The 25,634-nt window shown below is 69.5% G+C and carries 21 protein-coding genes; 12 read left to right on the forward strand and 9 right to left on the reverse strand.

From position 1 onward, the window contains the following. Positions 1–14: 14 nt before the first annotated feature. Together CBM2594_RS01025 and CBM2594_RS01030 are read right to left on the reverse strand one after the other, a co-directional pair. A complete protein-coding gene (locus tag CBM2594_RS01025) occupies positions 15–392 on the reverse strand; it encodes a helix-turn-helix domain-containing protein (RefSeq protein ID WP_116355206.1) in 378 nt (125 codons plus the stop codon). Next, positions 389–646, reverse strand: coding sequence for a type II toxin-antitoxin system RelE family toxin (locus tag CBM2594_RS01030; protein ID WP_116357641.1), 258 nt, complete (start codon positions 644–646; stop codon positions 389–391). The genes CBM2594_RS01025 and CBM2594_RS01030 overlap by 4 nt, the downstream gene beginning before the upstream one ends. A 251-nt stretch (positions 647–897) precedes the next feature. Here CBM2594_RS01030 and CBM2594_RS01035 point away from each other — a divergent pair, with 251 nt between their 5' ends. The 8 genes from CBM2594_RS01035 to CBM2594_RS01070 all read left to right on the forward strand — a co-directional run bounded on the left by CBM2594_RS01035 (position 898) and on the right by CBM2594_RS01070 (position 9,652). Continuing rightward, positions 898–1,734, forward strand: a complete 837-nt coding sequence (locus CBM2594_RS01035) for a ChaN family lipoprotein (protein WP_116355207.1) — start codon at positions 898–900, stop codon at positions 1,732–1,734. A gap of 562 nt (positions 1,735–2,296) precedes the next feature. Next, entirely contained in the window at positions 2,297–3,265 is a 969-nt protein-coding gene (locus CBM2594_RS01040) for a tripartite tricarboxylate transporter substrate binding protein (protein ID WP_116355208.1), read from the forward strand. A 244-nt stretch (positions 3,266–3,509) separates the two neighbouring features. Beyond that, on the forward strand, positions 3,510–3,983 hold the full coding sequence (locus CBM2594_RS01045; RefSeq protein WP_116355209.1) for a tripartite tricarboxylate transporter TctB family protein: 474 nt from the start codon (positions 3,510–3,512) through the stop codon (positions 3,981–3,983). 28 nt (positions 3,984–4,011) lie between these two features. Beyond that, positions 4,012–5,526, forward strand: a complete 1,515-nt coding sequence (locus CBM2594_RS01050; RefSeq protein ID WP_116355210.1) for a tripartite tricarboxylate transporter permease — start codon at positions 4,012–4,014, stop codon at positions 5,524–5,526. Between the two features lie 114 nt (positions 5,527–5,640). Then, positions 5,641–6,699 (forward strand): AbrB family transcriptional regulator, encoded by a 1,059-nt coding sequence (locus tag CBM2594_RS01055; RefSeq protein ID WP_116355211.1) that lies wholly within the window; start codon positions 5,641–5,643, stop codon positions 6,697–6,699. Between the two features lie 72 nt (positions 6,700–6,771). Further along, positions 6,772–7,185 (forward strand): PaaI family thioesterase, encoded by a 414-nt coding sequence (locus CBM2594_RS01060; RefSeq protein ID WP_116355212.1) that lies wholly within the window; start codon positions 6,772–6,774, stop codon positions 7,183–7,185. 15 nt (positions 7,186–7,200) lie between these two features. Further along, positions 7,201–8,097, forward strand: coding sequence for a patatin-like phospholipase family protein (locus CBM2594_RS01065; RefSeq protein ID WP_116355213.1), 897 nt, complete (start codon positions 7,201–7,203; stop codon positions 8,095–8,097). A 67-nt stretch (positions 8,098–8,164) separates the two neighbouring features. Next, positions 8,165–9,652, forward strand: a complete 1,488-nt coding sequence (locus CBM2594_RS01070; protein ID WP_116355214.1) for a dihydrolipoyl dehydrogenase family protein — start codon at positions 8,165–8,167, stop codon at positions 9,650–9,652. Between the two features lie 210 nt (positions 9,653–9,862). Here CBM2594_RS01070 and CBM2594_RS01075 read toward each other — a convergent pair whose 3' ends face one another. After that, positions 9,863–11,326: a sensor histidine kinase gene (locus CBM2594_RS01075; protein ID WP_116355216.1), complete on the reverse strand. Its 1,464-nt coding sequence runs from the start codon at positions 11,324–11,326 to the stop codon at positions 9,863–9,865. Position 11,327: 1 nt separating this feature from the next. Next, the gene (locus CBM2594_RS01080) at positions 11,328–12,002 is read right to left on the reverse strand and encodes a response regulator (RefSeq protein ID WP_116355217.1); all 675 of its coding nucleotides are present in this window, start codon (positions 12,000–12,002) and stop codon (positions 11,328–11,330) included. A gap of 262 nt (positions 12,003–12,264) precedes the next feature. On the opposite strand from CBM2594_RS01080, the gene CBM2594_RS01085 reads away from it, so the two are divergent. Next, complete coding sequence (locus tag CBM2594_RS01085; protein ID WP_174079079.1) at positions 12,265–13,359, forward strand: ABC transporter substrate-binding protein; 1,095 nt, start codon at positions 12,265–12,267, stop codon at positions 13,357–13,359. Between the two features lie 24 nt (positions 13,360–13,383). Here CBM2594_RS01085 and CBM2594_RS01090 read toward each other — a convergent pair whose 3' ends face one another. Beyond that, entirely contained in the window at positions 13,384–14,127 is a 744-nt protein-coding gene (locus CBM2594_RS01090) for a TetR family transcriptional regulator (RefSeq protein ID WP_116355218.1), read from the reverse strand. A 614-nt stretch (positions 14,128–14,741) separates the two neighbouring features. Here CBM2594_RS01090 and CBM2594_RS01095 point away from each other — a divergent pair. The 3 genes from CBM2594_RS01095 (at position 14,742) to CBM2594_RS01105 (ending at position 20,701) form a co-directional block, all read left to right on the forward strand. Beyond that, a complete protein-coding gene (locus CBM2594_RS01095; protein ID WP_116355219.1) occupies positions 14,742–15,992 on the forward strand; it encodes an efflux RND transporter periplasmic adaptor subunit in 1,251 nt (416 codons plus the stop codon). Between the two features lie 69 nt (positions 15,993–16,061). After that, positions 16,062–19,214, forward strand: coding sequence for an efflux RND transporter permease subunit (locus CBM2594_RS01100; protein ID WP_116355220.1), 3,153 nt, complete (start codon positions 16,062–16,064; stop codon positions 19,212–19,214). Positions 19,215–19,216: 2 nt separating this feature from the next. Next, a complete protein-coding gene (locus CBM2594_RS01105) occupies positions 19,217–20,701 on the forward strand; it encodes an efflux transporter outer membrane subunit (protein ID WP_116355221.1) in 1,485 nt (494 codons plus the stop codon). A 211-nt stretch (positions 20,702–20,912) separates the two neighbouring features. On the opposite strand, the gene CBM2594_RS01110 is transcribed toward CBM2594_RS01105, so the two are convergent. From CBM2594_RS01110 to CBM2594_RS01125, 4 genes are all read right to left on the reverse strand, one after another. Then, entirely contained in the window at positions 20,913–21,752 is an 840-nt protein-coding gene (locus tag CBM2594_RS01110; protein WP_116355222.1) for an OmpW/AlkL family protein, read from the reverse strand. A 76-nt stretch (positions 21,753–21,828) separates the two neighbouring features. Then, positions 21,829–23,103, reverse strand: a complete 1,275-nt coding sequence (locus CBM2594_RS01115; protein WP_116355223.1) for a DUF2957 domain-containing protein — start codon at positions 23,101–23,103, stop codon at positions 21,829–21,831. A 35-nt stretch (positions 23,104–23,138) separates the two neighbouring features. Further along, the gene (locus CBM2594_RS01120; protein WP_116355224.1) at positions 23,139–24,494 is read right to left on the reverse strand and encodes a DUF2957 domain-containing protein; all 1,356 of its coding nucleotides are present in this window, start codon (positions 24,492–24,494) and stop codon (positions 23,139–23,141) included. A 151-nt stretch (positions 24,495–24,645) separates the two neighbouring features. Beyond that, positions 24,646–25,566 carry a DUF1571 domain-containing protein gene (locus CBM2594_RS01125; protein WP_116355225.1) on the reverse strand — a complete coding sequence of 307 codons (921 nt, stop codon included), beginning with the start codon at positions 25,564–25,566 and terminating at the stop codon, positions 24,646–24,648. Positions 25,567–25,634: the final 68 nt, after the last annotated feature.

Genomic DNA, 25,634 nt, shown 5'->3' on the forward strand with positions numbered 1-25,634 from the left:
GCCGGCGCCGCCAGCTATTCGCCCGGTTCCGCGAGGATGTCGGCAGGCACGTCGAGCGCCTGCGCCAGCCTGCGCAGCGCTGCCGCGCTGCCGGCACGCGTGCGGTTCTCGATCTGGCTGAGATACGGCTTGCTCAGGCCCGCGGCCCGGGCCAGCGCATCCTGCGTCAGCCGCCGGTAGTTGCGCCACGCCTTGACCGGGTGGTCGCCGGCCAGTTCGGCGTCGAGCACGGCGGCCGGCACGCGCCAGCCGTCGTCCTGTTCCACCGCGGCGTCAAACAGGGTGACGTCGTCGCTGGCTTCGATCAGGTGCTGGACGCGTTCCCAGACCTCGATGGGGACCACGGCAAATTCGCGGCGGCCGTCGCGCTGGATGAATTGGATGTCGGTCATTGGTAGGCACTCCCTCGCGGACAGACCGCCACCACGAGGATGACAAGTCGGCCGTCTTCAATCTGGTACAGCACGCGCCAATCTCCAACCCGCAGCCGGTAGCCGGGCCGTCCGGCGAGCCGGCTCGCGTTCGGATTGGGAGCGTACGGATTGCTGGCAAGCATGTCGAGCTTCGCCCGGATGGTTGCCGCGACATTCCGTGGCATCGCCTTCAAGGCCTGCGCCGCCTGCTTGGTAAATTCGATGGCATGCATGCATGGTAGTGCGTTGCTAACTTCGATGCAAACAAAGTTTGCTAAACAGACGGCTTCCGACCCGGACGCGTCCCGCTCAGCCAGCAACATGCCATCCATGTGGTAGCGGCACCACATCCTATGCGTGAAGCGCATTCCGATGGGGCCGGCACGGAAGGGCCTGTCCGGGAGCAACCGGGGCCGATGTGGGCGAGAATCTGGTCGACGTGCGCCGGCGCCGGCCACGGCAACGAGATAAAGGAAACCGCGTGATGCCATTGCGCTTGTGCGCCGCCGCCATGCTGGCCGCGGCGGCTGCTTTGCTCACCGCCGGCTGTGCCGCGCCGCGGCCAGCGCCCGCGACGGTCAGCGCCGCCTTCGCCGGCAAGCCGTACGTGCTGCTGGGCGAGGTGCACGACAACGCCGCCGGCCAGCAGCAGCGGCTCGACGCGCTGACCCGCGCGGTCGCGCAAGGCTGGCGCCCGGCCATCGCCATGGAGCAGTTCGACCGCGAGCGCCAGGCCGATATCGACCGCGCCAGGCGCGAGCGCCCGCGCGACGCCGACTACCTGATCGCACAGGCCGGCGGCGGCGCGTGGCAGTGGCCGCTGTACCGGCCGGTGGTGGCGCTGGCGCTGCGGTACGACCTGCCGCTGGTCGCGGCGAACCTGTCGCGCGCCGACGCGGGCAAGATCGTGCGCGGCGGGCTGGACCGGCTGTTTTCCGCGGACGAGCGGCAGCGGCTGGGACTGACCGGCGCGTTGCCACCGGACCTGGTCGCGGCGCAGACCGCGGTGCTCGACCGCGGCCACTGCGGCAATTTCCCCAAGGCGATGCTGCCCGGCATGCTGGCGGCACAGGCCGCGCGCGACGCGGTGATGGCGCAGGCGTTGCGGCCTTATGCCGCGCGCGGCGCGGTGCTGATCGCGGGGAATGGGCATGTGCGGCGCGATATCGGCGTGCCGCGCTGGCTGGCCGGCGATGCCGGCATGGTGGTCAGCGTGGGCTATGTGGAAAGCGCGCCGGCTGATGGCGAGTTCGACCTGGCGGTGGTGGTGCCGGCGGTCGAGCGCAAGGATCTTTGCTTGCAGGCGAAGCCGGGGGGGTGAGGGGTTTTTTTGGGGCGGTTGCCATGGACGCGCCGGCCCTCTCCCCCGCCCCTACCCAGTAACCTTCGCTAAGTCTTGATCTTGTTAGTGTCACCAAAAAAGACCACCGTCATTCCCGCGAAAGCGGGAACCCAGTGACTTTGAGAAGCGCTTGCGCTTCAAAGACACTGGGTCCCCGCCTACGCGGGGACGACGTGTCGGTTACGAGGAGCAATTCGGCATGGGCCAGCGCCTCCACGAAGTCCCGCCCGCCCACACGCCAACCTGCCACCATCCACGTAAACCCCGACCCCATCTCCCCCCATTTGACAGCCTTTTGACAGTTTCCCCCGCCTAGAATCCGCCCCAAGGCCGGAACTTCCGGCCCGACGTTCAGCAAAAGTCCAAGAACAGTCCCGGCCAGCCCTCGCCGCGCCGGACAGGAGACAAGCCCGGTGCCCGCGCGATTGCGCGCGCGCCCGGCCCGCATCCCGTCCCGCAACGCCAGGCTCGCCGGAACGCCCGGGTCGGATCGCGGCAGCCGTGCAGGCAAGCGATCACCGGTATTACCAAGGAGACCGCCATGCGCCGTACCTATTTCCGCTTCGCCCATGCCGTGATGGCATCCGCCACCCTTGCCGCCGCTGCCGTGGCCGCGCCTGCGTTCGCGATGGACAACGTCAAGGTCATGATCGGCGCCAATCCCGGCGGCGGCTTCGACCAGACCGGCCGCTCGCTGGGCGCCGCGATGATTGCCGCGGGCCAGGCCAAGGCCGCTTCGTACGACAACAAGGGCGGCGCCGGCGGCACCATCGCGCTGACCCAGTTCGTCAACACCGACAAGGGCAATCCCAATGCGCTGATGGTGGTGGGCGCGGTGATGGTCGGCGCGATCGAGACCAACAAGCCGCCGGTCACGCTGAAGAACGCTACCCCGATCGCGCGCCTGTTCGCCGACACCATGGTCATCACCGTGCCGGCCAGCTCGCCGATCAAGTCGGTCAAGGACCTGACCACGCAGCTGAAGGCCAACCCGGGCAGCGTCAGCTGGGGCGGCGGCTCCAAGGGCTCGATCGACCATATCCTGGCCGGACTGGTCGCCAAGGAAAGCGGCGTCGACCCGAAGAAGGTCAACTACGTGCCGTTCCAGGGCGGCGGCGAAGCCTCGGCCTCGATCATGGGCGGTCACGTGACGGTGGGCATCGCCGGCGTGTCGGAGTTCCTGCCGTTTATCAAGAGCGGCAAGATGCGCGCGCTGGCGGTCACCTCCAAGGACCGTGTCGCCGATATCCCGACGCTGAAGGAGCAAGGCGTCAACGTCGAGATCTATAACTGGCGCGGCGTGTACGGCGCGCCGGGCACCACGCCGGAACAGCGCAAGGCCATGATCGATGCGGTGGTCAAGGCCACCGAGAGCAAGGCCTGGAAGGAGACGCTGCAGAAGAACGACTGGACCCCGTTCCTGCTGACCGGCGACGAGTTCGGCAAGTTCGTCGACAGCGAATCGGTCCGCCTGGGCGGCACGCTGCGCGAACTGGGCGTGGCCAAGTAACACGGCTGGCGCGCCGGCTTCGGCCCCCGCAATACGGCCTTAACGCACCCTCTAGCTTTACCTGTCGTGCCTGCCGACGCCGCCGGTGATCCCGGCGGCCGGAAACACGGCGCGGGGCCCGGTGTCCACCTGCGATACCGAAGACAACAACATTGTCACCGGGCCCCGCCGCCGCGCGGGCAGCATCCGCCAGCGTCGCGCATGCCAGCCCCCGCGGCTGGGCGACCATGGCCAAGGAGTCTCCATGAAACCCTCGCACCTCGCCATCGGCATTGCCGTGCTGGCGCTCTCGCTGTTCTTCTTCCTCGGGCTGTCCGGTATTTCGGGCGACGAGGGCTATGCCGGCCTGTCGCCGCGCTTCGTGCCCACGCTGGTGGCGGTCGGCCTGGCCGTATGCGGCGCGCTGCTGACCTGGCAGGGCGTGCGCGGCGGTTTCCGCAACATGCCGGAAGAGGATGCCGAGCTGCCCAACGCGCCGCACAACTTCGGCGGCTTCCTGTGGGTCGCCGCGGGCCTGGTGCTGAACATGGCGCTGATCGGCACGCTCGGCTTCGTGCTGGCATCGACGCTGCTGATGGTGTGCGTGGCGCGCGGCTACGGCAGCCGCCGCATCGTGCGCGACGCGATCATCGGGCTGTGCATCACGGTGCCGATGTGGGCGCTGTTCGAATTCCTGCTCGGCATCAACCTGCCGCTGCTGCCCATCGCCGGCTTCTGAGCCCGCCCGTCCCGCAAGGAGTCTTCGCATGGATACCCTGAACCAGCTGATGCACGGCTTTGCCGTCGCGATCACGCCGATCAACCTGATGTGGGCCCTGGTGGGCTGCTTCCTCGGCACCGCCATCGGCGTGCTGCCCGGCATCGGCCCCGCGCTGACGGTGGCGATGCTGCTGCCGCTGACCGCCAAGGTCGAGCCCACCGCCGCGCTGATCATGTTTGCCGGCATCTACTACGGCGCGATGTACGGCGGCTCGACCACCTCGATCCTGATGAACACGCCGGGCGAGTCTTCCACCATGGTCACCGCCATGGAAGGCAACCTGATGGCCAAGAACGGCCGCGCCGGCCCGGCGCTGGCGACCGCGGCAATCGGCTCGTTTGTGGCCGGCACCATCGCCACCGTGATGCTGTCGCTGTTCGCGCCGGTGGCGGCCGACGTGGCGCTGCAGTTCGGACCGGGCGAGTACTTCATGATCATGCTGCTGGCCTTCACCACGGTCTCGGCGGTGCTGGGCTCGTCGCTGCTGCGCGGCATGACCGCGCTGTTCCTGGGGCTGGGCATCGGCCTGATCGGCATGGACTCGCTGTCGGGACAGACGCGCTATTCGATGAACGTGCAGGAGCTGTACGACGGCATCGATATCGTGGTGGTCGCGGTGGGCCTGTTCGCGGTGGGCGAGGCGCTGTTCAACGCGTTCTTCCCGCAGCCGCCCAGCACCTACAACAAGCTCAGCTCGACCCATATGAACCGGTCGGACTGGAAGCGCTCGCTGCCGGCGTGGATCCGCGGCACCTTCATCGGCTTTCCGTTCGGGCTGATCCCGGCGGGCGGCGCCGAGATCCCGACCTTCCTGTCGTACGCGACCGAGAAGAAGCTGTCGGACCACAAGGAAGAGTTCGGCAAGGTCGGCGCGATCGAAGGCGTGGCCGGCCCCGAGGCCGCCAACAACTCGGCCGTGACCGCGACGCTGGCGCCGCTGCTGACGCTGGGCATCCCCACTTCCAACACCACCGCGATCCTGCTGGCGGCGTTCCAGAACTACAACCTGCAGCCGGGCCCGATGCTGTTCCAGACCTCGGGCGACCTGGTCTGGGGCCTGCTGGCGTCGCTGTATATCGGCAACGTCATGCTGCTGGTGCTGAACCTGCCGGCGATCGGCCTGTGGGTGCGCATGCTGCGCGTGCCCACGCCGCTGCTGTACGGCGGCATCCTGATCTTCGCCGGCCTGGGCGCGTACGGCATCCGCCAGTCGTGGTTCGACCTGCTGCTGCTGTTCGTGGTCGGGCTGCTGGGCATGGTGATGCGCCGCTTCGACTTCCCCACCGCGCCGGTGATCGTCGGCATGATCCTCGGGCCGATGGCGGAGAAGCAGCTGCGCAATGCGCTGTCGATCGGCCAGGGCGACTGGAGCCTGTTCCTGCGCCAGCCGATCTCGGCCTCGATCCTGGCGCTGACCGTGGCGGTGGTGGTGATCCCGCGCCTGCTGCGCTGGCACGCCGCGCGCGGCAGCGCGCATGCGCAGGCTGACAACGCCGCGTAATCCGCGTTAGCATGCGGTAGTCTCTCCCGGGGCCCGGCGCCAGCGCGCGCGGGCCTCTTGCTTTTCCTCCGTCAAAAACAACAAGCGCCGGCGCCCGCGCCAGGCCGCTGCCTCATGTCTCTTGCCGCCAACCGCTGGCCGGCCGCGGTGCCCACGCTGGCACTGGGGCTGGCCGCCGCCCTGCTCTGCACCCTGCTCAATACCCCGCTGCCGTGGATGATCGGCCCGCTGCTGGCCGTGGCCGCCGCGCGCATGTGGGGCGCCGACCTGCGCGCGCCGGCGCAGGCGCGCAATGCCGGCCAATGGGTCATCGGCGCCTCGCTCGGGCTGTATTTCACGCCGGACGTGGTGGCGCGGCTGGTGGAATACCTGCCGTACATCGTCGCCGGCTCGCTGTTCGCGCTGGCGCTGGGCGTGGGCGGCGCGCTGCTGCTGCGGCGGACCACCGGGGTCGCGTTCAAGACCGCGTTTTTCTCCACCGCGATCGGCGGCGCCTCGGAGATGGCCAACCTGGCCGAGCGCAACGGCGCGCGCATCGACCAGGTCGCGGCGGCGCATTCGCTGCGCGTGCTGATGGTGGTGGTGACGGTGCCGGCGATCTTCCAGTACGGCGGCATCCATGGGCTCGATCCGTATATCCCAGGACCGCGCGTGGTCAGCGCGCCCGGGCTGGTGGCGCTGGTGGCGATCACGCTGGGGGTGGCGCTGCTGGTGAAGCGGCTGAACATGCCCAACCCGTTCGTGATCGGCACGCTGCTGGCCGCGGCGGTGCTGACCGCGTGCGGGATCGAGCTGTCGGCCATCCCCACCTGGATGAGCCGGGCCGGCCAGCTGCTGATCGGGGTGTCGCTGGGGGTGCGCTTCTCGCGCGAGTTCCTGCACACCGCGCCGCGCTTCCTGTCGGGCGTGGCGCTGTACACCGTGCTGGCGCTGGTGGTGTCGGCGCTGTTCGGGTGGGGGCTGTCGGCGCTGTCGGGCGCGCACCCGGCCACGGTGATCCTGGGCACGACGCCGGGCGGCATCGCCGAGATGTGCATCACCGCCAAGGTGCTGGAGGTGGGGGTGCCGCTGGTGACCGCCTTCCACGTGATCCGGATGGCGTTCGTGGTGCTGGCCACCGGGCCCCTGTATCATTGCCTCAAACATCGCGTCGCGCCGGAGGAGACGGAATAGCGGTCCGCCACAGGACCGCCATTCGACCACCATTCGACCGCCATGGCGCGGCCAGCCAGAACAAGGAGCCTCATGCCCGAAGCCCTGACCCTTGCCGACATCGACGCCACGCTCGAGCGCGTGCTGGCGCCGTGGGTGCGCCAGCTCGGCCTGCGCGCCGAAGCGGTCGATGCCCAGGGCGTGACGCTGCGCCTCCCTTTCAGCGAATCGTTCCGCCATGCGGGCGGCGTGGTCTGCGGCCAGGTGCTGATGTCCGCCGCCGATACCGCCATGATCATCGCCGTGGCCAGCGCGCTGGGCGAGTTCCGGCCGATGACCACGGTGACGCTGACCACCAACTTCATGCGCCCGGTGATCGACGGCGACGTGCTGGTGCGCGCCAACGTGCTGCGGCTGGGCAAGACCGTGGTGTTCGGCGAGATCGAGCTGACCGGCACCGACGGCAAGCTGGCGGTGCAGGCCACCACCACCTACGCGCTGCTCTGACGCGCGCCAGATCCCATGCCTTGCGGCCACGCCCATCCCTTCGACCAGGTCGTCTTTGCCGGCGGCGGCAACCGCTGCTGGTGGCAGGCGGGCTGGTGGGACACGGTCGCGCCCGAACTGCAGCTGCGCCCGCGCGTGATCGCCGCGATCTCGGCCGGCGCGGCCACTGCCTGCATGGTCTATGCGCACGACTCGCACCAGACCATGGACTACTACCGCGCGGTGCTGGCCAGCAACCGCCGCAACGCCTACTGGGGCAACCTGCTGCGCAACGAGCGCGTGTTCCCGCACTACGGCATCTACCGCACCGCGCTGCTGAGCATCTTTGCCGACGGGCGCCTCGCGCAGCTGCAGCAGGCGCCCGAGATCCGCATCGGCGTGGCGCATATCCCGCGCTGGAGCGGTCCGCGCCTGGCGGTGGCCGCGGGCCTGCTGGCCTACAACATCGACAAGCACGTGCTCAAGACGCTGCACCCGCGGCTGGGGCGCAAGCTGGGCTTCCGCCCCGAGTTCGTGCGCGCGCAGGACTGCGCCTCGGCCGACCAGCTGGCCGACCTGCTGCTGCAGTCGGCGTCGACGCCACCGTTCACGCCGGTGCTGCGCCGCGACGGCCGCCCGGTGCTGGACGGCGGGCTGGTCGACAACGTGCCGGTCGACGCGCTCGATGCCGCGCCCGGCAATGTGCTGGTGCTGGTCACGCGGCTGTACCCGCGCCCGCGCCGTTTCGTGCTCGAACAAGGCGGCCAGCGCCGCCTGTACCTGCAGCCTTCGCAGCGCGTGCCGATCTCGAGCTGGGACTACACCCGGCCCGATGCCATGACGCACGCCTATGAACTGGGCCGCCGCGACGGGGAAACTTTCCTGCGCGAGTGGCCGTCGATCCTGAATACCGAACTGCGGCCCGCTGCCTAGTTTCCGTTGTGCCGGCGCTGGCCTGATGATTGTCGATGCGGCCCGCGTGCCGCGACAGGAGGCATGGATGAGCAAGCGCCAGACAACCGTATCCACCCCGCAGCAGGCCAGCGCGCCGCGGCGCGCGCGCGAGGTCAGCGCGGCGCCACCGGTGCAGCAGGTGCCGCGCGCGCGCCGCGGCCGCGCCCGGCGCCAGGACAAGCTGCGCGAGGCCGACCTGGTGGTGATCGGCGGCGGCTCGGCCGGCGTGGCCTGCGCACGGCGCGCGGCGGCGCACGGCGCGCGCGTGATCCTGGTCGAGCGCGACGCCATCGGCGGCACCTGCGTCAACCGCGGCTGCGTGCCCAAGAAGATGCTGTCGTACGGCGCCTCGTGGTCGGCCATCCTGTCGGGGTGCCTGTCGCATACCGGCGGGCACGAGGACTGGCGCGATGCCATCGTGCGCGTCAACGCCGAGGTCGCGCGGCTGAACGTGGGCTACACCCAGCGCCTGACCGAGTCCGGCGTCGAAGTGCTGCAGGGCGAGGCGCGGGTCACCGGCGCCGAGGAAGTCTGCATCGGCGACGAGACCATCCATGCGCACCGCATCCTGATCGCCACCGGCGCGCGCCCGCGCACGCTCGACGTGCCCGGCGGCGACCTGGCCGCCAGCTCCGACGACGTCTTCACCTGGCAGAGCCTGCCCGCGTCGGTCGCCGTCATCGGCGGCGGCTATATCGGCGTGGAGCAGGCCTCGATCCTGTCGCGCTATGGCGTCAAGGTCGACCTGATCGTCGCCGGCGACCGGCTGCTGCCGCATTTCGACCACGACATCGGCGCCGCGCTGGCCGACGCGCTGACCGCGCGCGGCGTGCGGCTGCACCTGAACGCGCGCGTGCACCTGCTGAGCCAGGCCAACGGCGCGGTCGAAGTCTGCTACCAGCCTACCAACGACCCGGGCCGCGCCGGCCAGACCGAGTCCGTGCGCGCGCAGGCGGCGCTGGCGGCGATCGGGCGCATCTCCAATGTGCAGGGCCTGGGTCTGGAAGCGCTGGGCGTGGCCTTCGGCGAGCGCGGCGGCATCCGCGTCGACCGCCAGTTCCGCAGCAACGTGCGCAGCATCTATGCGCTGGGCGATGCTATCGACGGCCTGCACCTGACCCCGGTGGCGACCGCGCAGGGCCGCTGGCTGGCCGACCGCCTGTTCGGGCGGCGCGGCGAACGCGCGGATTTCGATTTCGTCCCCACCGCGGTGTTCTGCGAGCCCGCCATCGGCGCGGTGGGGCTGACCGAGGCCCAGGCCATCGAGGCGGCCGGCAAGCCCGAGCGCATCCGTACCGTGATCAAGCGCTTTGTCTCGCTGGAGCATCGCTTTGCCGGCACGCCGCACCAGTCGGTGTTCAAGCTGGTGCTCAACGCGCGCAGCGGGCGCGTGCTGGGCGCGCACCTGATGGACAACGCCGCGCCGGAGATCGTGCAGACGCTGGCGGTGGCGTTGAGGCTGGGGGTGCGCGAGTCGCACTTGCAGACGACGGTGCAGGTGCATCCCACGGTGGCGGAAGAATTGTTCGGGTAGCGCGTTTCGCCACGCGCCCGGTTTTCTCACCTCTCCCGCTTGCGGGAGAGTAGCCCGCACGCTGGCCATGCCGACTTGCTCACAGTCACCGACACGTCGTCCCCGCGTAGGCGGGGACCCAGTGTCTTTGAAGCGCAAGTGCTTCTCAAAGTCGCTGGGTTCCCGCTTTCGCGGGAATGCCGGTGGCCTTTGATTTGTTGGTGGCACTGACTACCCGCCAACCGGCAACCTCAACACCGCCCGCACCCCGGTGCCCTGCGCCCCCTCCCCCAACTCCACCGTCCCCCCGAACCGCGCCGCCATCTCCCGCGAAATCGCCAGCCCCAGCCCCGAGCCGGGCTGCGCATTCCCCACCCGCCGGTAGAACCGCGCAAAGACCTTCTCGCGTTCTTCAGCCGGGATGCCGGGCCCATCGTCCTCGACCACCAGGCAGGCGTGATCGCCCGCACGCGTCGCCGACAGCGTGATGCGGCTGCCGCGCGGCGAGTACTGGATCGCGTTGTGGACCAGGTTGGCGAGCGCCTCGCGCAGCAGCGCGGGATCGGCGCGCACCGGCAGCGCCAGCCCCGGCACCGGCTCCCAGCCGAAGTCCTGCTGCTTGCCGCGTGCCAGCGGCAGGTAGTCCAGCGCCACCTGCTCGGCGACGGTGACGGCGTCGATCAGGTCGAGGCCTTCGCCGGCCTCGCCGGGCTGCGCGGCGTCGCCGTGGTGCTGGCGTACCCGCGCCAGCGCCAGCAGCTGGTTGGTCAGCCGCGCGGCCTGCTCCAGCTGGGTGACGATGCCGCCCACGGCTTCGCCGGCGGCCGCGCGCGCGGCTTCGGGGTCGGGGGCGGGGGCGTTGAGCTGGCGCTGGGCGTACTCGGCCTGGGTCTTGAGGATGGCCAGCGGCGTGCGCAGCTGGTGCGCGGCATCGGCGATGAACTGCGCCTGCGACTGCGCCATCGCGGCCGAGCGCGACACATGCAGGTTGACCGCATCGACCAGCGGGCGCACCTCGGCGGGCACGCGCTCGAACGCGAGCGGGGTCAGGTCCTCGGGCGAGCGCGCCTCGACGTCGTCGCGCACGCGCGCCAGCGGGCGCAGCACGTAGCTGACGCCAAGCACCAGGATGGCGGCGCTCAGCACGATCAGCAGCAGGTCGCGCGCCAGCGCGCTGCGCCACACCGAGCCGATCAATGCGCTGCGCGGCTCGGCGGTTTCGGCCACCTGGATGATCACGCGCATGCGCGCGTCGGGCCGGTACACCGGCCGCGCCATCGCGGCAATGCGCACCGCCTCGCCCCGGTATTCGGCGTCGTAGAAGCGCGGCTGGTTGTTGACCAGCGGGCCGCGCGGCAGCGGCAGGTCGTTGTAGCCGGTCACGGTCTCGACCTGGCCGGCGCGCTCGGTCGAGACGCGGTAGAACACATGGGTCTGCGCCGCGGTCTCGAAGATCTCCATGGCGGCGTCGGGCAGCGTCAGCTGGACGTTGTCGCCGGCCATGCCGATGGCATTGTCGATGGCTCGGATCGAGCCGTAGAGCGAGCGGTCGTAGGCGGTGTTGGCGGCGTCGCGCAGGGTGCCGTAGGTCAGCCAGGTGTCGATCGCCATCATCGCGGCGAGTGCAGGCAGCAGCAGCAACAGCAGTTGCCGGCGCAGGCTGCCGCGGCGCCACAGCAGCACCGGGTGCCGCATCTCAGCCCTTCGCCTCCGGCTCCAGCAGGTAGCCGAAGCCGCGCAGCGTGACGATGGTGACCCCGTGCCCGGCCAGCTTCTTGCGCAGCCGGTAGACCAGCACCTCGATCGCATCGGGCGAGACGTCGGCGTCGAGCGAGAACACCTTGTCGAGCAGCTGCGCCTTGGTCAGCGGCTGGCCGCTGCGGGCCAGCAGTGCGCCCAGCAGGGTCGATTCGCGCGGCGTCAGCGCCAGCGGCGCGCCGCCCAGCGTGAAGCTGCGGGTCTCGCCGTCGAATACCAGCGTGCCGCACTGCAGGCGCGGATGCGCGCGCCCGCGGCTGCGGCGGATCAGCGCCAGCAGCCGGGCTTCCAGCTCGGCGATGGCAAAGGGCTTGGGCAGGTAGTCGTCGGCGCCCAGGTTCAGGCCGCGCACGCGCTCGTCCAGCGTGTCCTGCGCGGTCAGGATCAGCACCGGGGTGCGGTCGTCGCGCGCGCGCATCGACTTGAGCACGGCCAGCCCGTCCTTGCCGGGCAGGCGCAGGTCGAGCAGCACGGCGTCGTATTCCTCGGCCTGCAAGCGTGCCTCGGCCTGCAGGCCGTCGGCGACGTGCTCGATCACAAAGCCGCCCTGCTCCAGCGCGCGGGCCACCCAGCGTGCCAGTTCGACTTCATCCTCCACCAGCAGGATGCGCATGCCGGTCTCCTCCTGTGCCGGTTCGGTCCATGTTCGGTCGCAGCCGCGCAAAACGCCCGGAAAAACCGGGGGCCGCACCGATGGAGCGCGCCCGCCGCGGGCGCCTATAATACCCTCGCCCCGCCGGTCCCGGCGCGCGCAACGCTTCCACCGGCAGATCCCTCCGTCCCGCATCGTGTCCCCGCGTCCGTCCCAGCCGTGCCAGTCCGCTTGTGCCGCGCCCGCCTCGGCGCAACGCCGCCGCCTGCTGGGCGCCGCCGCGTTGTCGGCGGCATGGCCGCTGCATGCCCAGTCCAGGCCGCCGGCACCGCCGCCGGGGTATCCGTCCGGGTATGACGCGACCATTGCCGGCGCGCTGCGCGAAGGCATGGTCACGGTGTACGCGTCGACCGACCTGGACGTGGCACGGCCGCTGATCACGGCATTCGAGGCGCGCTATCCCGGCATCCGCGTGCACTACCAGGACCTCAACACGGTCGAGCTCAACCAGCGCTTCCTGGCCGAGACCGCGGCGCTGTCCGGTCAGCCCCCTGGCCCCGGAGCAGCTTTTGCCGACGTGCTGTGGAGCACCGCCATGGACCTGCAGATCAAGCTGGTCAACGACGGCCATGCGCAGCGCTACGCCTCGCCCGAGCGCGCCGGCCTGCCGGGCTGGGCGGTGTGGCGCGACGAGGCCTGGGGCACCACCTTCGAGCCCGCGGTGATCGTCTACAACCGCCACCACCTGGCCGGCATGCGCCCGCCGCGCAGCCGCAGCGGCCTGGCGCGGCTGCTGCAGGAGCATGCGCCGCGCTGGCACGGCAAGGTGGTGACCTATGACGTGGAGCGTTCGGGGGTGGGCTACCTGCTGGCGCAGCAGGACGCGCGCATGGGCAGCGAGTTCTGGTACCTGGCGCAGGCGCTGGGCCGGGCCGGGGTGCAGCTGTCGGCATCGACCGCGGAGATGATCGAACGCATCGCCAGCGGCGAGCTGGTGATGGGCTACAACCTGCTGGGGTCCTATGCCTTGTCGCTGATGCAGCGCGGCGCGGCCATCGATGTGATCGCGCCGAGCGACTACACGCTGGTGATGTCGCGCGTGGCCTTTATCGCGCGGCGTGCGCCGCGGCCCAATGCGGCGCGGCTGTGGCTGGACTACCTGCTGTCGCGCGAGGGCCAGGCGCTGCTGGCCAAGTCGACCTCGCAGCTCTATACCATCCGCACCGATACCGACAGCGTGCATACGGCCGCGGCGCTGTCGGAGCGGCTCGGCTACGCGCTCAAGCCGATCAGCGTCGGCCCGGGCCTGCTGGCGGCGCAGGACGGCATGCGCAAGCGCGCGTTCCTGGCGCGCTGGCGCGAGGCCATGCGCGGCTAGCGCCGGTCATAGCCCCGGCGGGGCTCAGGGCACCAGGTCGGGGGTATCGAGGCCGCCGTCCTGCACCCCGGCGCAGACCTGCCGGCATAGCGTGGACAGTTCCTGGTCCAGCTCGGCCATCGGCCGCGGCACGTAGCCGTGGCGCAGCGCCGGGGAAAACTTCAGGGTGTCGATGAAGGCGTCGGACAGGCGCTCGGCGTTGGCGTCGAGGTCGAAGTCCTGCGGCGAGAACAGCCAGTGCGCCAGCACCCCGCCCACCGCGGCGTGGAAGGCGTTGACGGCGAGGTCCAGGTCCAGGTCGGCGGGCAGCTGGCCGCGCTCCAGCGCCAGGCGCAGGTGCTCGCGCATCTTGACCAGCCCTTCCTGGTGCGACTGGCGCTGGCGCTCGAAGATGGCGCCGTTGTCCTGCACCATTTCGCACTTGTGGAAGATGATCTCGAAGACCCGGCGCCAGCGCGGGTTGACCACGGTCTGGCGCATCACATAGGCGCAGATGTCGCGGATGCCGCCGAGCGGGTCTTCCTGGCGCGCCAGCCGTTCCGGCTCGCACAGCGCCTCGACCGGCAGGTGGACACGGTCGCACATGGCGGCGAACACGTCGCTCTTGTTCTTGAAGTGCCAGTAGATCGCGCCGCGGGTGACCCCCGCCGCCTCGGCAATGTCGGCCAGCGACGGGCGTGCCACGCCGCGGGCGTGGAACACGGCTTCGGCCGCGTCGAGTATCCGGTGGCGCGTTTCAAGCGCCTCTTCCTTGGTGCGTCTGACCATGATTGTCTCTGGTGCCGGCGGCATGACGCGATGAAGCCGCCATGGCCAGCCTTGTTGGTTCTCCCCGGGGTGCGGACGCTGGGCTGCCGCACGGGCCGGCGCTCGCGCCGGCGGGTCGTTGTCGTCACATGTCAATGGGGTTGCAGCTTGCGAGCCGACACGACGGCGCGCATCCTAACCCGAGCCGGCGGTTCGCGCCGTGATCCCGGGCGGGTGGAACGCATTTCGTACCGATCCGCTCTCTGGAGCGGCATGGTCTTGCGCCTTGTCGTGCCTTTGCGCGCAGGTTGTGCGCCGAAAGGCCCTCCCGCAACATCAACTTAACATACATGCTTGAATGTATATATAATACGCGCTTGCCCGGCATTCGGCCAGCCGCCCACTGTGACCTACCCAGCACGGCGGGCAATCCTGCCGCAGGCCAGCCGGTCAATTTATCCAGTCGTTACATAAAAGCCACCGTTCGTCGCAATCGTCACCGCGACGCCGCGATTTGTGGCTAGCATCACGCTTTTGTCCGCCGCAAACCACGCGGCGCGCTGTGTCGTTTCCGTTTGTCTGATGACAGTTCGGGGCAATGCGGCAAATCTCAAATTGCCATCATGGGGTTATCGATGAGGAAGTCCCAACGTATCCGTTGCGTTGCTGCCTATGCACTAGCGGCGCTGTCAGCCGTGGCGCTTGTTGCCTGCGGCGACAAGAAGGCCGAAGGCGGCGCCCCGCCGCCGCCCGAAGTGGGCGTGGTCACCGTGACGCCGTCGCCGGTCGCCGTCGTCAATGAACTGCCGGGCCGCCTCGAAGGCGTGCGCACGGCCGAAGTGCGCGCGCGCGTCGAAGGCATCGTGCTGTCGCGCAACTACACCGAAGGCGGCGAAGTGAAGGCCGGCCAGGTCATGTTCCGCATCGATCCCGCCCCCTACCAGGCCGAGCTGGCCTCGGCCCAGGCCGCGCTGCAGCGTGCCGAGGCCAACGCCGTGTCGGCGCGGCTGAAGGCCGACCGCTACAAGCCGCTGGTGGCCGTCAATGCGGTCAGCAAGCAGGAGTACGACGACGCCGTCGCCGCCGCCGGCCAGGCCAATGCCGACGTGGCCTCGGCCAAGGCCGCGGTGCGCACCGCCCAGATCAACCTGGGCTACACCACCGTGACCGCACCGATCAGCGGCCGCGCCGGCCGCGCGCTGGTGACCGAGGGCGCGCTGGTGGGCAAGGGCGAGGCCACCAAGCTGGCGCTGGTGGAACAGGTCGACCCGATGTGGGTCACCTTTACCCAGCCCGCCTCCGAGGTCACGCGCCTGCGCCGCGCGATCGAGTCCGGCGCGGTCAAGGGCATGAACGGCGGCGCCAAGGTGCACCTGTTCGTCGAGGACGGGCGCGAGTATGCGCAGACCGGCAAGCTGCTGTTCTCCGACATGACGGTCGACCCGACCACCGGCGCGATCACGCTGCGCGCGCAGTTCCCCAACCCGAACCGCGAGCTGCTGTCGGGCACCTTCGTGCGCGTGAAGATCGAGCAGGGCGTCGACGAGAACGCCCTGACCGTGCCGCAGCGCGCGCTGATCCGCGGCGCCCAGGGCGCCACCGTGATGGTGGTCGGCGCCGACGGCAACGTCGCGGCGGTGCCGGTCAAGGCGCCGCAGGCGATCGGCGACCGCTGGATCGTCACCGAAGGCCTGAAGGGCGGCGAGAAGGTGATCGTCGAGGGCCTGCAGAAGGTCAAGGTGGGCGCGCCGGCCAAGGCCGTGCCGTTCGTGCAGGCCGGCGCCTCGGCACCGGCCGCGACCCCGGCCGCGGCTTCCGCCGCTCCCGCCTCGGCGCCCAAGGCCGAAGCGAAGCAGGAAGCCAGCGCCGAGGGCAAGCAAGGCTGAACACCGCCGGGCCGCGACGGCTGACGCCAGCCGCGGCACACAGGGCTAGACAAAGAGGGAGCCAGTCTTATGGCCAAGTTTTTTATCGACCGGCCGGTGTTCGCGTGGGTGCTCGCGCTGATCATCGTGCTGGGCGGCATATTGTCGATCCTGCAGTTGCCGATCGCGCAATATCCGAACATCGCCCCGCCGACGATCTCGGTCACCGCCACCTATCCGGGTGCGTCGGCCAAGACGCTGGAGGATTCCGTCACTTCGGTGATCGAGCAGGAGCTTAACGGCGCCCCCAACCTGCTCTACTACAGCTCCACCAGCGAGTCGTCTGGCCTGGCCAGCATCACCATCGCCTTTGCGCCGGGCTCGAACGTCGACCTGAACTCGGTCGAGGTGCAGAACCGCCTGAAGCGCGTGGAAGCGCGCCTGCCGGCGGAAGTGCGCCAGCAGGGCGTGCGCGTCGACAAGGCCGGGAACAACTACATGATGTTCCTGACCGTGTCGTCCAAGTCCGGCACGGCCAGCGCGATCCAGCTCGGCAACTACGTCTCGGCGCAGGTGATCGACTCGATCCGCCGCGTGCCCGGCGTCGGCCAGGCCGACCTGTTCGGCACCGAGTACGCGATGCGGATCTGGCTGGACCCGGCCAAGCTGACCGGCTACAACCTGACCCCGACCGACGTCACCGCCGCGGTGGGCGAGCAGAACATCCAGGTCGCCGTGGGCGAGCTGGGCGGCACGCCGTCGCCCAAGGGCACCGAGCTCAACGCCACCGTCACCACCGAAAGCCGGCTGACCACGCCGGAGCAGTTCGGCAACATCCTGCTGCGCACCAACCCCGACGGGTCGTCGGTGCGCATCAAGGACGTCGGCCGCGTGGAACTGGGCGGCGCCGACTACTCGACCCAGGCCCGCACCAACGGCAAGCCGTCGGCCGCCATCGCCATCAAGCTGGCCCCGACCGGCAATGCGCTGGCCACCGCCACCGCGGTGCGCGCCAAGATGGAAGAGCTGGCCAAGAACTTCCCGGCGGACTACGAGTACTCGGTGCCGTACGACACTTCGGCCTTCGTCAAGATCTCGATCGAGGAAGTGATCAAGACCCTGCTCGAAGCCGTGGTGCTGGTGTTCCTGGTGATGTACCTGTTCCTGCAGAACTTCCGCGCGACCATCATCCCGACGCTGGTGGTGCCGATCGCGCTGCTGGGTACGTTCGGCGCGCTGCTGGCATTCGGCTTCTCGATCAACGTGCTGACCATGTTCGGCATGGTGCTGGCCATCGGTATCCTGGTGGACGATGCCATCGTGGTGGTCGAGAACGTCGAGCGCATCATGAGCGAGGAAGGACTCTCGCCACGCGAAGCGACGCGCAAGGCCATGGGCCAGATCACCGGCGCCATCGTCGGCATCACGCTGGTGCTGACCGCGGTGTTCATCCCGATGGCGTTCTTCTCGGGCTCGGTGGGCAACATCTACCGCCAGTTCTCGCTGTCGCTGATCGCCTCGATGGCGTTCTCGGCGCTGCTGGCGCTGACGCTGACCCCGGCGCTGTGCGCGACGCTGCTCAAGCCGGTCGAGGCCGGCCACCACCATGAGAAGAAGGGCTTCTTCGGCTGGTTCAACCGCACCTTCGCCACGGCGTCGACCGGGTACCAGGGCGTGGTCGCGCGCATCCTCAAGCGCAGCGGCCGCTACCTGATCATCTACGCGGTCATCATCGCCGGCGTGGTGGTGCTGTTCCAGCGCCTGCCGTCGTCGTTCCTGCCCGATGAAGACCAGGGCTACATGATCACCGTGGTGCAGCTGCCCAACGGCGCGACGCAAGACCGTACCATCGGCGTGCTCAAGCAGATCGAGGACTACTACCTGCAGAAGGAAAGCAAGGTGGTGGACCAGATGATCACGGTGGCGGGCTTCTCGTTCTTCGGCCGCGGCCAGAACGGCGGTATCGCGTTCGTGCGCCTGAAGGACTGGAAGGAGCGCACCGGCGACGGCGAGACCGCGCAGGACCTGGTCGGCCGTGCCTTCGGCGCGCTGTCGTTCATCAAGGACGCGATCATCTTCCCGCTCAACCCGCCGGCGATTTCCGAGCTGGGCAACTCCTCGGGCTTCGACTTCCGCCTGCAGGACCGCACCGGCCAGGGCCACGCCAAGCTGATGGAAGCGCGCAACATGATGCTCGGCATGGCCGCGCAGAGCCCGGTGCTGATGGGCGTGCGCCCGGAAGGCCAGGAAGACGCGCCGCAGCTGCAGATCGACATCGACCGCGAGAAGGCCAAGGCGCTGGGCGTCACGGTGGCGAGCATCAACTCGACGCTGTCGATCGCGTTCGGCTCCAACTACGTCAACGACTTCATCTATGAAGGCCGCGTGCGCAAGGTGATCGTGCAGGCCGAGGGCGCCGACCGCCGGCTGCCCGACGACCTGACCAAGCTGCGCGTGCGCAACAGCAACGGCGACATGGTGGCGTTCGCGGCGTTCGCGACCTCCAAGTGGGTGATGGGCTCGCCGCGCCTGGAGCGCTACAACGGCATGCCGGCGGTCAAGCTGGCGGGCCAGGCCGCGCCGGGCCGCAGTACCGGTGAAGCCATGCGCGTGATGGAAGAGAACTTCGCCAAGCTGCCGCCGGGCTTCGGCTTCGAGTGGTCCGGACAGTCGTACGAAGAACGCCTGGCCGGCTCGCAGGAACCGATCCTGTACACGCTGTCGCTGATCATCGTGTTCCTGTGCCTGGCCGCGCTGTACGAGAGCTGGTCGATCCCGTTCTCGGTGCTGCTGGTGGTGCCGCTGGGCGTGCTCGGCGCGCTGCTGGGCGTGACGCTGCGCGGCATGCCCAACGACGTGTACTTCAAGGTGGGCCTGATCGCGACCATCGGCCTGTCGGCGAAGAACGCCATCCTGATCGTGGAATTCGCCAAGGACCTGCAGGCGCAGGGCAAGGGCCTGATCGAGGCCACGCTGGAAGCGGTGCACCTGCGCTTCCGCCCGATCCTGATGACGTCGATGGCGTTCATCCTGGGCGTGCTGCCGCTGGCGATCGCCAGCGGCGCGGGCTCGGGCAGCCAGCGCGCCATCGGTACCGGCGTGATGGGCGGGATGATCACGGCCACGGTGCTGGCGATCTTCCTGGTGCCGGTGTTCTTCGTCGTGGTGCGCAAGCGCTTCAAGGGCAGTGCTCGCCAGCGCATGCTGGACCAGAAGTGGCACGACCCCCAAGAGGAAATCTGAACATGACCAAGACTCTGACCACACTGCTGCTGGTGGCCGGCGTTCTGACGGGGTGCACGCTGGCCCCCCACTATGACCGCCCTGCCCCGCCGGTGGCAGACAGCTTCCCGACGGCGCCCGACGGCTACGCCACCGCCGAGGTGAAGAGCGGCGAGACGCGCCGCGCCGCCGACATCGGCTGGCGCGAGTTCTTCCGCGACCCGCGCCTGCAGGCGCTGATCGCGACCTCGCTGGAAAACAACCGCGACCTGCGCACCGCGGCGCTGCGCATCGAGGAAGCGCGCGCGCTGTACCAGGTGCAGCGCGCCGACCTGCTGCCCACGGTCAACGCCAATGCCGGCTACACCCGCGCCCGCACCACCGCTGCCCAGTCGGCAACGGTGCTCGGCCAGCCCGGCGTCACCGAGGTCTACGAAGCGGGCCTGGGCATCTCGTCGTACGAGCTCGATTTCTTCGGGCGCGTGCGCAGCCTGTCCAATGCCGCGCTGGCGCAGTACTTCGCCACCGAAGAGGCGCGCCGCTCGGCGCAGATCTCGCTGGTCTCGGAAGTGGCCAAGGCCTACCTGGCCGAACGCGCCTACGCCGAGCAGTACGAGCTGGCGCGCGACACCCTGAAGGCGCGCGAAAGCACCTACGGGCTGGCCAAGCAGCGCTTCGAGGCCGGCGCCACCTCGGCGCTGGACCTGCGCGACAACGAGTCGCTGGTGGCGCAGGCACGCGTGGCCGCGGCGCAGCTGGCACGCCAGCGCGCGCAGGCGCACAACGCGCTCGAAGTGCTGGTGGGCAAGCCCATCGGCACCATCGAGAACCTGCCCGAGCCGATGCGCCTGTCGGACGAGCGCATCATCAGCGATATTCCGGCGGGGCTGCCGTCGGACCTGCTCGAGCAGCGTCCCGATATCCGCCAGGCCGAGCAGCAGCTGCTGTCGGCCAACGCCAATATCGGCGCGGCGCGCGCGGCGTTCTTTCCGCGCATCACGCTGACCGCCAGCGGCGGCAGCATCAGCCCGACCTTCTCCGGGCTGTTCGATGCCGGCACGCGCGCCTGGTCGTTCGCGCCGCAGCTGGTGCTGCCGATCTTCGACTTCGGCCGCAACCTGTCCAACCTGGACCTGGCCAACGTGCGCAAGAACATCCAGGTCGCCAACTACGAGAAGACCATCCAGACGGCCTTCGCGGAAGTGGCGGATGCGCTGGTGGCGCGCGGCACGCTGGAAGACCAGGTCACCGGCCAGCAACAGGTGCGCGACGCCGAGGCCGCGCGCTACGAGCTGTCGCGGCTGCGCTTCCGCAGCGGCGTGGCCAGCTACCTGGACGAGCTCGACGCGCAGCGCCAGCTGTTCACCGCGGAACAGGCGCTGGTGCAGGCTCGGCAGCTGCGGCTGAACAATGCGATCGATCTGTACCGGTCGCTGGGCGGCGGGTTGCAGGAGAGCAGCGCGGTGGCACAGCAGGCGCCGGCTGGGCAAGGCGTGGTAACGCAGTAGCGCAGCATCGCTTGCCGAGGGTTTGCTCCCCTCTCCCGCTTGCGGGAGAGGGGCCGGGGGTGAGGGCCGGGCGCTGGCAATTGCGACGGCCTGTACTTCGTCGACGCTCCCCGCCCTCACCCCAACCCTCTCCCGCAAGCGGGAGAGGGAGTACACAATCGGTAGTTGGAGGGATAAGAGCCAGTGGTTTCGCCACTGGTTTTTTCGCCCCTCAAAACTTATACGAAGCCGCCAAAAAGAACACCAGCGGATTCGGCTCCAGCTTCGTCTTCGAGGTCGACAGCACGGTCCCGTTGGCCGCCTTGATCGTCATCGTCGACGTGGTCTTCAGCGGGATATACGTCACCGCCGCCGTCAGCCCCCAATGCTCGTCGAAGTTATACGTGCCGCCGACATTGAATACCGGCGCCCACGACGACGACGCATCGGCGCTGACCGAAGTCGGCCCCGGAATGCCCGCCCCCGCCGCCAGGATCGCGCCGAGGTTGTTGTTGACCGAGCTGGCGAAGGCCGGATTGACTTCGATGTTGGTAAAGAAGTTGTACGAGACCCCGACCCCCAGGAACGGCCGGAAGCGCGTGCCGGGCTCGAGGAAGTGGTACTGCACCATCGCCGCCGGGCTCCACTGGCGCGCCTTGGTGACGATCGGGTTCAGCGACGGGTCGCCCAGGCTCTGGCGGCCGAGCGCGCCGGCCGGGCCGGGCGGGATCAGCTCGCCGTGGCCATAGAGCTTGAACTCGGGCGGGATGCCGCCCACCGCGGTAATCGCGATATGGTCGGTGACGAAGTGGCTGAAGGTCAGCCCCAGCGTATCGGCGTTGGACGACGAGATGCTGCTGCCCGGCGCGGTGAAGCTCGACGGCAGCCCGAGCGGGTAGTTGATCGGCACGTCCAGCAGCGAGGTGGTGAGCGGGTCGCTCTGGCCATGGGTCTGGATATGGAACCAGCCGGCCGATACCACGTTGTCGCCCTTCTTCTGGGCGTGGGCAGGCAGGGCGAGGCTGGCCAGCGCGGCCAGCCCCAGCGCAAGCGTCAGGCGCAAGGTCTTCATGTTGTGTCCCCGGTCAGTGAAGTCACTGGTGATGCATTGGTGGAAGCGCCGGGGCTGCGATGGCCCCGGGCCGGCTTTATTGCACGAATGCGCCGACGGTGAAGTACGGGCCGCTGTCGCGCTGCTCCAGGAAGCCGAACACGCCGCCGGTGAACATCAGCTTGCCGGTCGGCGCCGAACCGGCGGGCGCCTCGCGGCGCGAGGTGCGCACCACGCCCGGCACCTGCTGCGAGAAGTCCAGCCGGTACGGAATCGCCAGCGACGCATCGGACGGCCGGAACGGATCCATCATGGTCGCGGCGGCGCCCACCAGCGCGGTCACGCGGTAGTTGAAGTTGCTGTCGACGCCGACGTATTCGCCATTGACCGTGCCCTCGGTGACCGCCACGGCGGGCGCCATCATGCCGATGCCGATCTCGTCGTCGGCCCCCAGCGGGCCGTTGGCGAGCGAGTCATTGGCATAGCCGACGCGGATCATGATCGGCACCAGCTGGCCGCGCAGCTTGCCCACGATCAGGTAGGCCTTGCCGAGCGTGCTGCCCAGCGTGGGCGGCTGGCTCTCGGCCTTGTAGTTGGTCGACAGCAGCGCGCCGCTCGCCTGCGGCACGAAGTTGTTGCCCTTGCGCTCGCAGGTGTTGGTGGCGTTGTCGCACACGGTGAACGAGCCGTCGGCGGCGAGCGCCATGCGGTAGTCCTGCGCCACCAGCTGGAACTGCTTGGACGGCACCTCGTGGAAGCCGGTGCCGTGGTATTGCCCGGCGATCTTCGACAGGTCGGTCTCGGTCTGCGCGAAGCCGATGAACTGGAAGTACGGGAAGGTGGTGTCGGGCACCGCCCCGGCGCCGAGCACGCCGTTGAACTGGATGCGCGCGCCGGGGATGGTGCCGCCCGCCACGCCTTCGCCGACGAAGAGCTTGGCCGGGCGGTTCGGGTCGAGGCTGGCGCCGCTCAGCTCGAACGCGCACTGGTTCAGCTTCTCGGTGGGCAGGCCGGTCTCGGCCTTGAGCGAGCCGCGCATCACGTTGAGGCCGTTGGTGGGGTCGCTGCGCGTGGGCTGCACGGTGCCGGTCTGGCGCGGCACCGACGAATCCAGGAAGGTCACCTGCCAGGTCATGCGGGTGGTGTCGATCTGCACCTTGACCAGTTCGCCGGAGCCGGTGCCGCCGGTGAAGGTGGTGTTGTAGTCGAGCGCTGCGGGGCACAGGCGCGTCTGCGCGGCGGTGGGCGTGGCCGGGGCATCGTCGCCGCCGCCGCCACCGCCACAGGCGGCAAGCAGCGCGGCGGCGGCCACGGCCAGCGTGCGCGCCGGCACGGTCGACGGGCGCGGCAGGGTCATTCGATGGGGCTGCATGGCTTTGTCTCCTTGGTTTTTTTTCTGCGCTGCGATCAGGGCGCCGCCAGCACGCCCACGCGGAAGACCGGGTTGGCGCCGCCGGTGCCTGACAGATGGCTGAACACGCGGCCGCTGGCGATCAGCGCGCCGGTGATGCCGCTGTTGTCGGTGGTGGTCACCATGCCCGCCGCGGCCTGGGTGAAGTCGAGCTGGAAGCCGCCGGTCTGGTTCATCGTCATCGGGTCGAGCAGGTCGACGCGCGCGCCCTTGACCAGCGACGCGGTGTAGGCAAAGTCGCTGCCCGAGCCGATATAGCCGCCGTCGAGCTGGCCGCTGGCAACGTTGGCTGCCGGCGCCATCAGCGCGAGCCCCGATTCGTCGTCGACATTGACCGTCAGCGGCAGCAGCGAGATCTGCGCGTAGCCGGTGCGCACCAGCAGCGGCACCAGCGCGCCGTCGAGCTTGCCCACCACCATCAGCCCCTTGGCGCGGCTGGCGTTATTGGCGGTGATGGCCTGGCCCTGGAACGACGGATAGCGGCGGCTGCCGTCGGCATTGCTGCTTTCGAACGCGCCGTCGGCGCTGCGCAGCTTCCAGTTGTTGCCGGTGCTGCGGCAGCTGCCGCTCGCGGTGGTGCAGCTGCCGTCGGCGTTGAGCGTCTCGGTCGTCTGCGCGGTGGCGGGCGTGAAGTGGCTGGAGGCGGTCAGCGCGCCGCCGGACGGTACCTGGTGGTAGCCCAGCAGGTTGTAGGTGCCGGCCACGCGGGTGAAGTCGGTCTCGGTCTGCGCGAACGCCAGCACCGGGTAGAACGGGAAGGTGGTGGCCGGGATCGTCCCCAGGCCGAGCACGCCCGGGTACGAGATGGTGGCGCCCGGAATGCCGCCGCCCACTACGCCGTTGCCGAGGAAGATCACCGGCGGTCTGGCGCTGTCGATGTTGGCCTGCGACACGCCGTCCGATGCCGTCGCGGTCTGCAGCGCCACCGCGCAGCGGTTCTGCTCGGCGGTCGGCAGCGAGGTCAGGTTGGCGAAGGTGCCGGTGAAGGTCACGCCCGCGCGCGTCGGGCTGACGCTGCCGGGCTGCTTCGGCACCGGGGACTCGATGATCTCGAGCTGATACGTGCGCGCCGCGGTATCGAAGCGCAGCTTCACCAGCTCGCCCGCGCCGGAGCCGCCGGTGAAGGTGGTGCCGTAGTCCAGCGCCGCCGGGCACAGCGACCCGGGCGGGCCGCCGATGGTGACCGGCCCCTGCGCCGGGCACGTGCCCGTGTCCGCGCATTGCGGCGGCGCCTGCGTGCCGGCGCGCGGCGCGTCGTCATCGCCGCCGCCGCCACCGCAGCCGGCCAGCGCCGCGGCAACACTCACCCCTGTCACAACCAAAGTCCTGCGCCAAAGCCTCGACATGGTCATTGCCTGTCTCCTGTTCTTGCTGGCGACCCCGGTTTTGCGGATCGTTGGTCCGGCTCTGCGTCCGGATCCTGTCGTGTGCGGCGACTGTCGCCGCGCGCGGGTTTCAGCGTCAATAGAGCGGCCGTTCCAAACAGGCGGCCGCTGTGCCGCATCAGAAGCGGTACTCCGGATTGGCCGGGTCGAACACCGCGGCCTCGAAGGTCTTGCGCACCAGCTTGTCGAACACGATCTTCTCGACCATGTTGCCGTCGGCATCCCACGCGGTTTCGACGCGGATATACGGGTGCTTCAGGTCCAGCATCAGCTGCACGCGCTTGGCGTAGTACTGCGGCGCGCCGGCAGGCAGGTCCCAGGTCAGCGCCACCATGCGCACGCCCTGCTCCTGCACGATCTCGGCCTTGCCGTATTTCTCGGACAGGCCGGCGGCGCGCAGCGACTTCGCGTCGCGCTCCAGCATCGACAGCACGTACTGGAAGCCCAGGTCGCGCACGGTATGGTTGGACTGCGAACGCGCCAGCGAACCATCCAGCGCGATCCACATCGAGGTGAAGCCCAGCACGCCGCCCAGGTGGCCGTACATCTCGTCCTTGCGGCGGGTCTCGTCATAGAGGATTTCCTGGCCCGCCTGCGCGCCGCCGGGCAGCCACTTGGCATAGAGCTGGCGCGGCGCATGGCGGTAGCGGATCTGCATCTTCGCGGGCTGCTCCTGCCACTGGCCGTTGAGCCGTTCCTGGCGCGACATCCAGTATTCGTATTCGGGATAGCGGTTCATCTCGGCGCGCGCCCATTTCAGCAGCGCATCGGGCTGCAGCGCCTGGAACACGGCCAGCACCTGCGCGTCGGGCAGGCGCGCCAGCTCGCCGCTGGCGACCTGGCGCGAGAACAGCGCCGCCTGCTGCGCCGACGGCAGGCCGTCATACGGCGTGCCCGCGGCGGTGGGGGCGCTGGCCGGCTGGGCCATGGCCGCGGGCGGCAGCGCCAGCGGCGCGGCCAGCAAGCCGATGACGGCGCCGGCAATGGCGGCAAGGCGGTGCAATTTGATCGATGGCGGGATCGGTGCTTGGATCGACACGGCAGCTTCCTCCTCAAGACAGGCACAGCGAACAAGGCCACCGCGGCGCCGGCGGGCATGCCGGACGG

Source organism: Cupriavidus taiwanensis (assembly GCF_900249755.1).
GTDB classification, from domain to species: Bacteria; Pseudomonadota; Gammaproteobacteria; order Burkholderiales; family Burkholderiaceae; genus Cupriavidus; species Cupriavidus taiwanensis_D.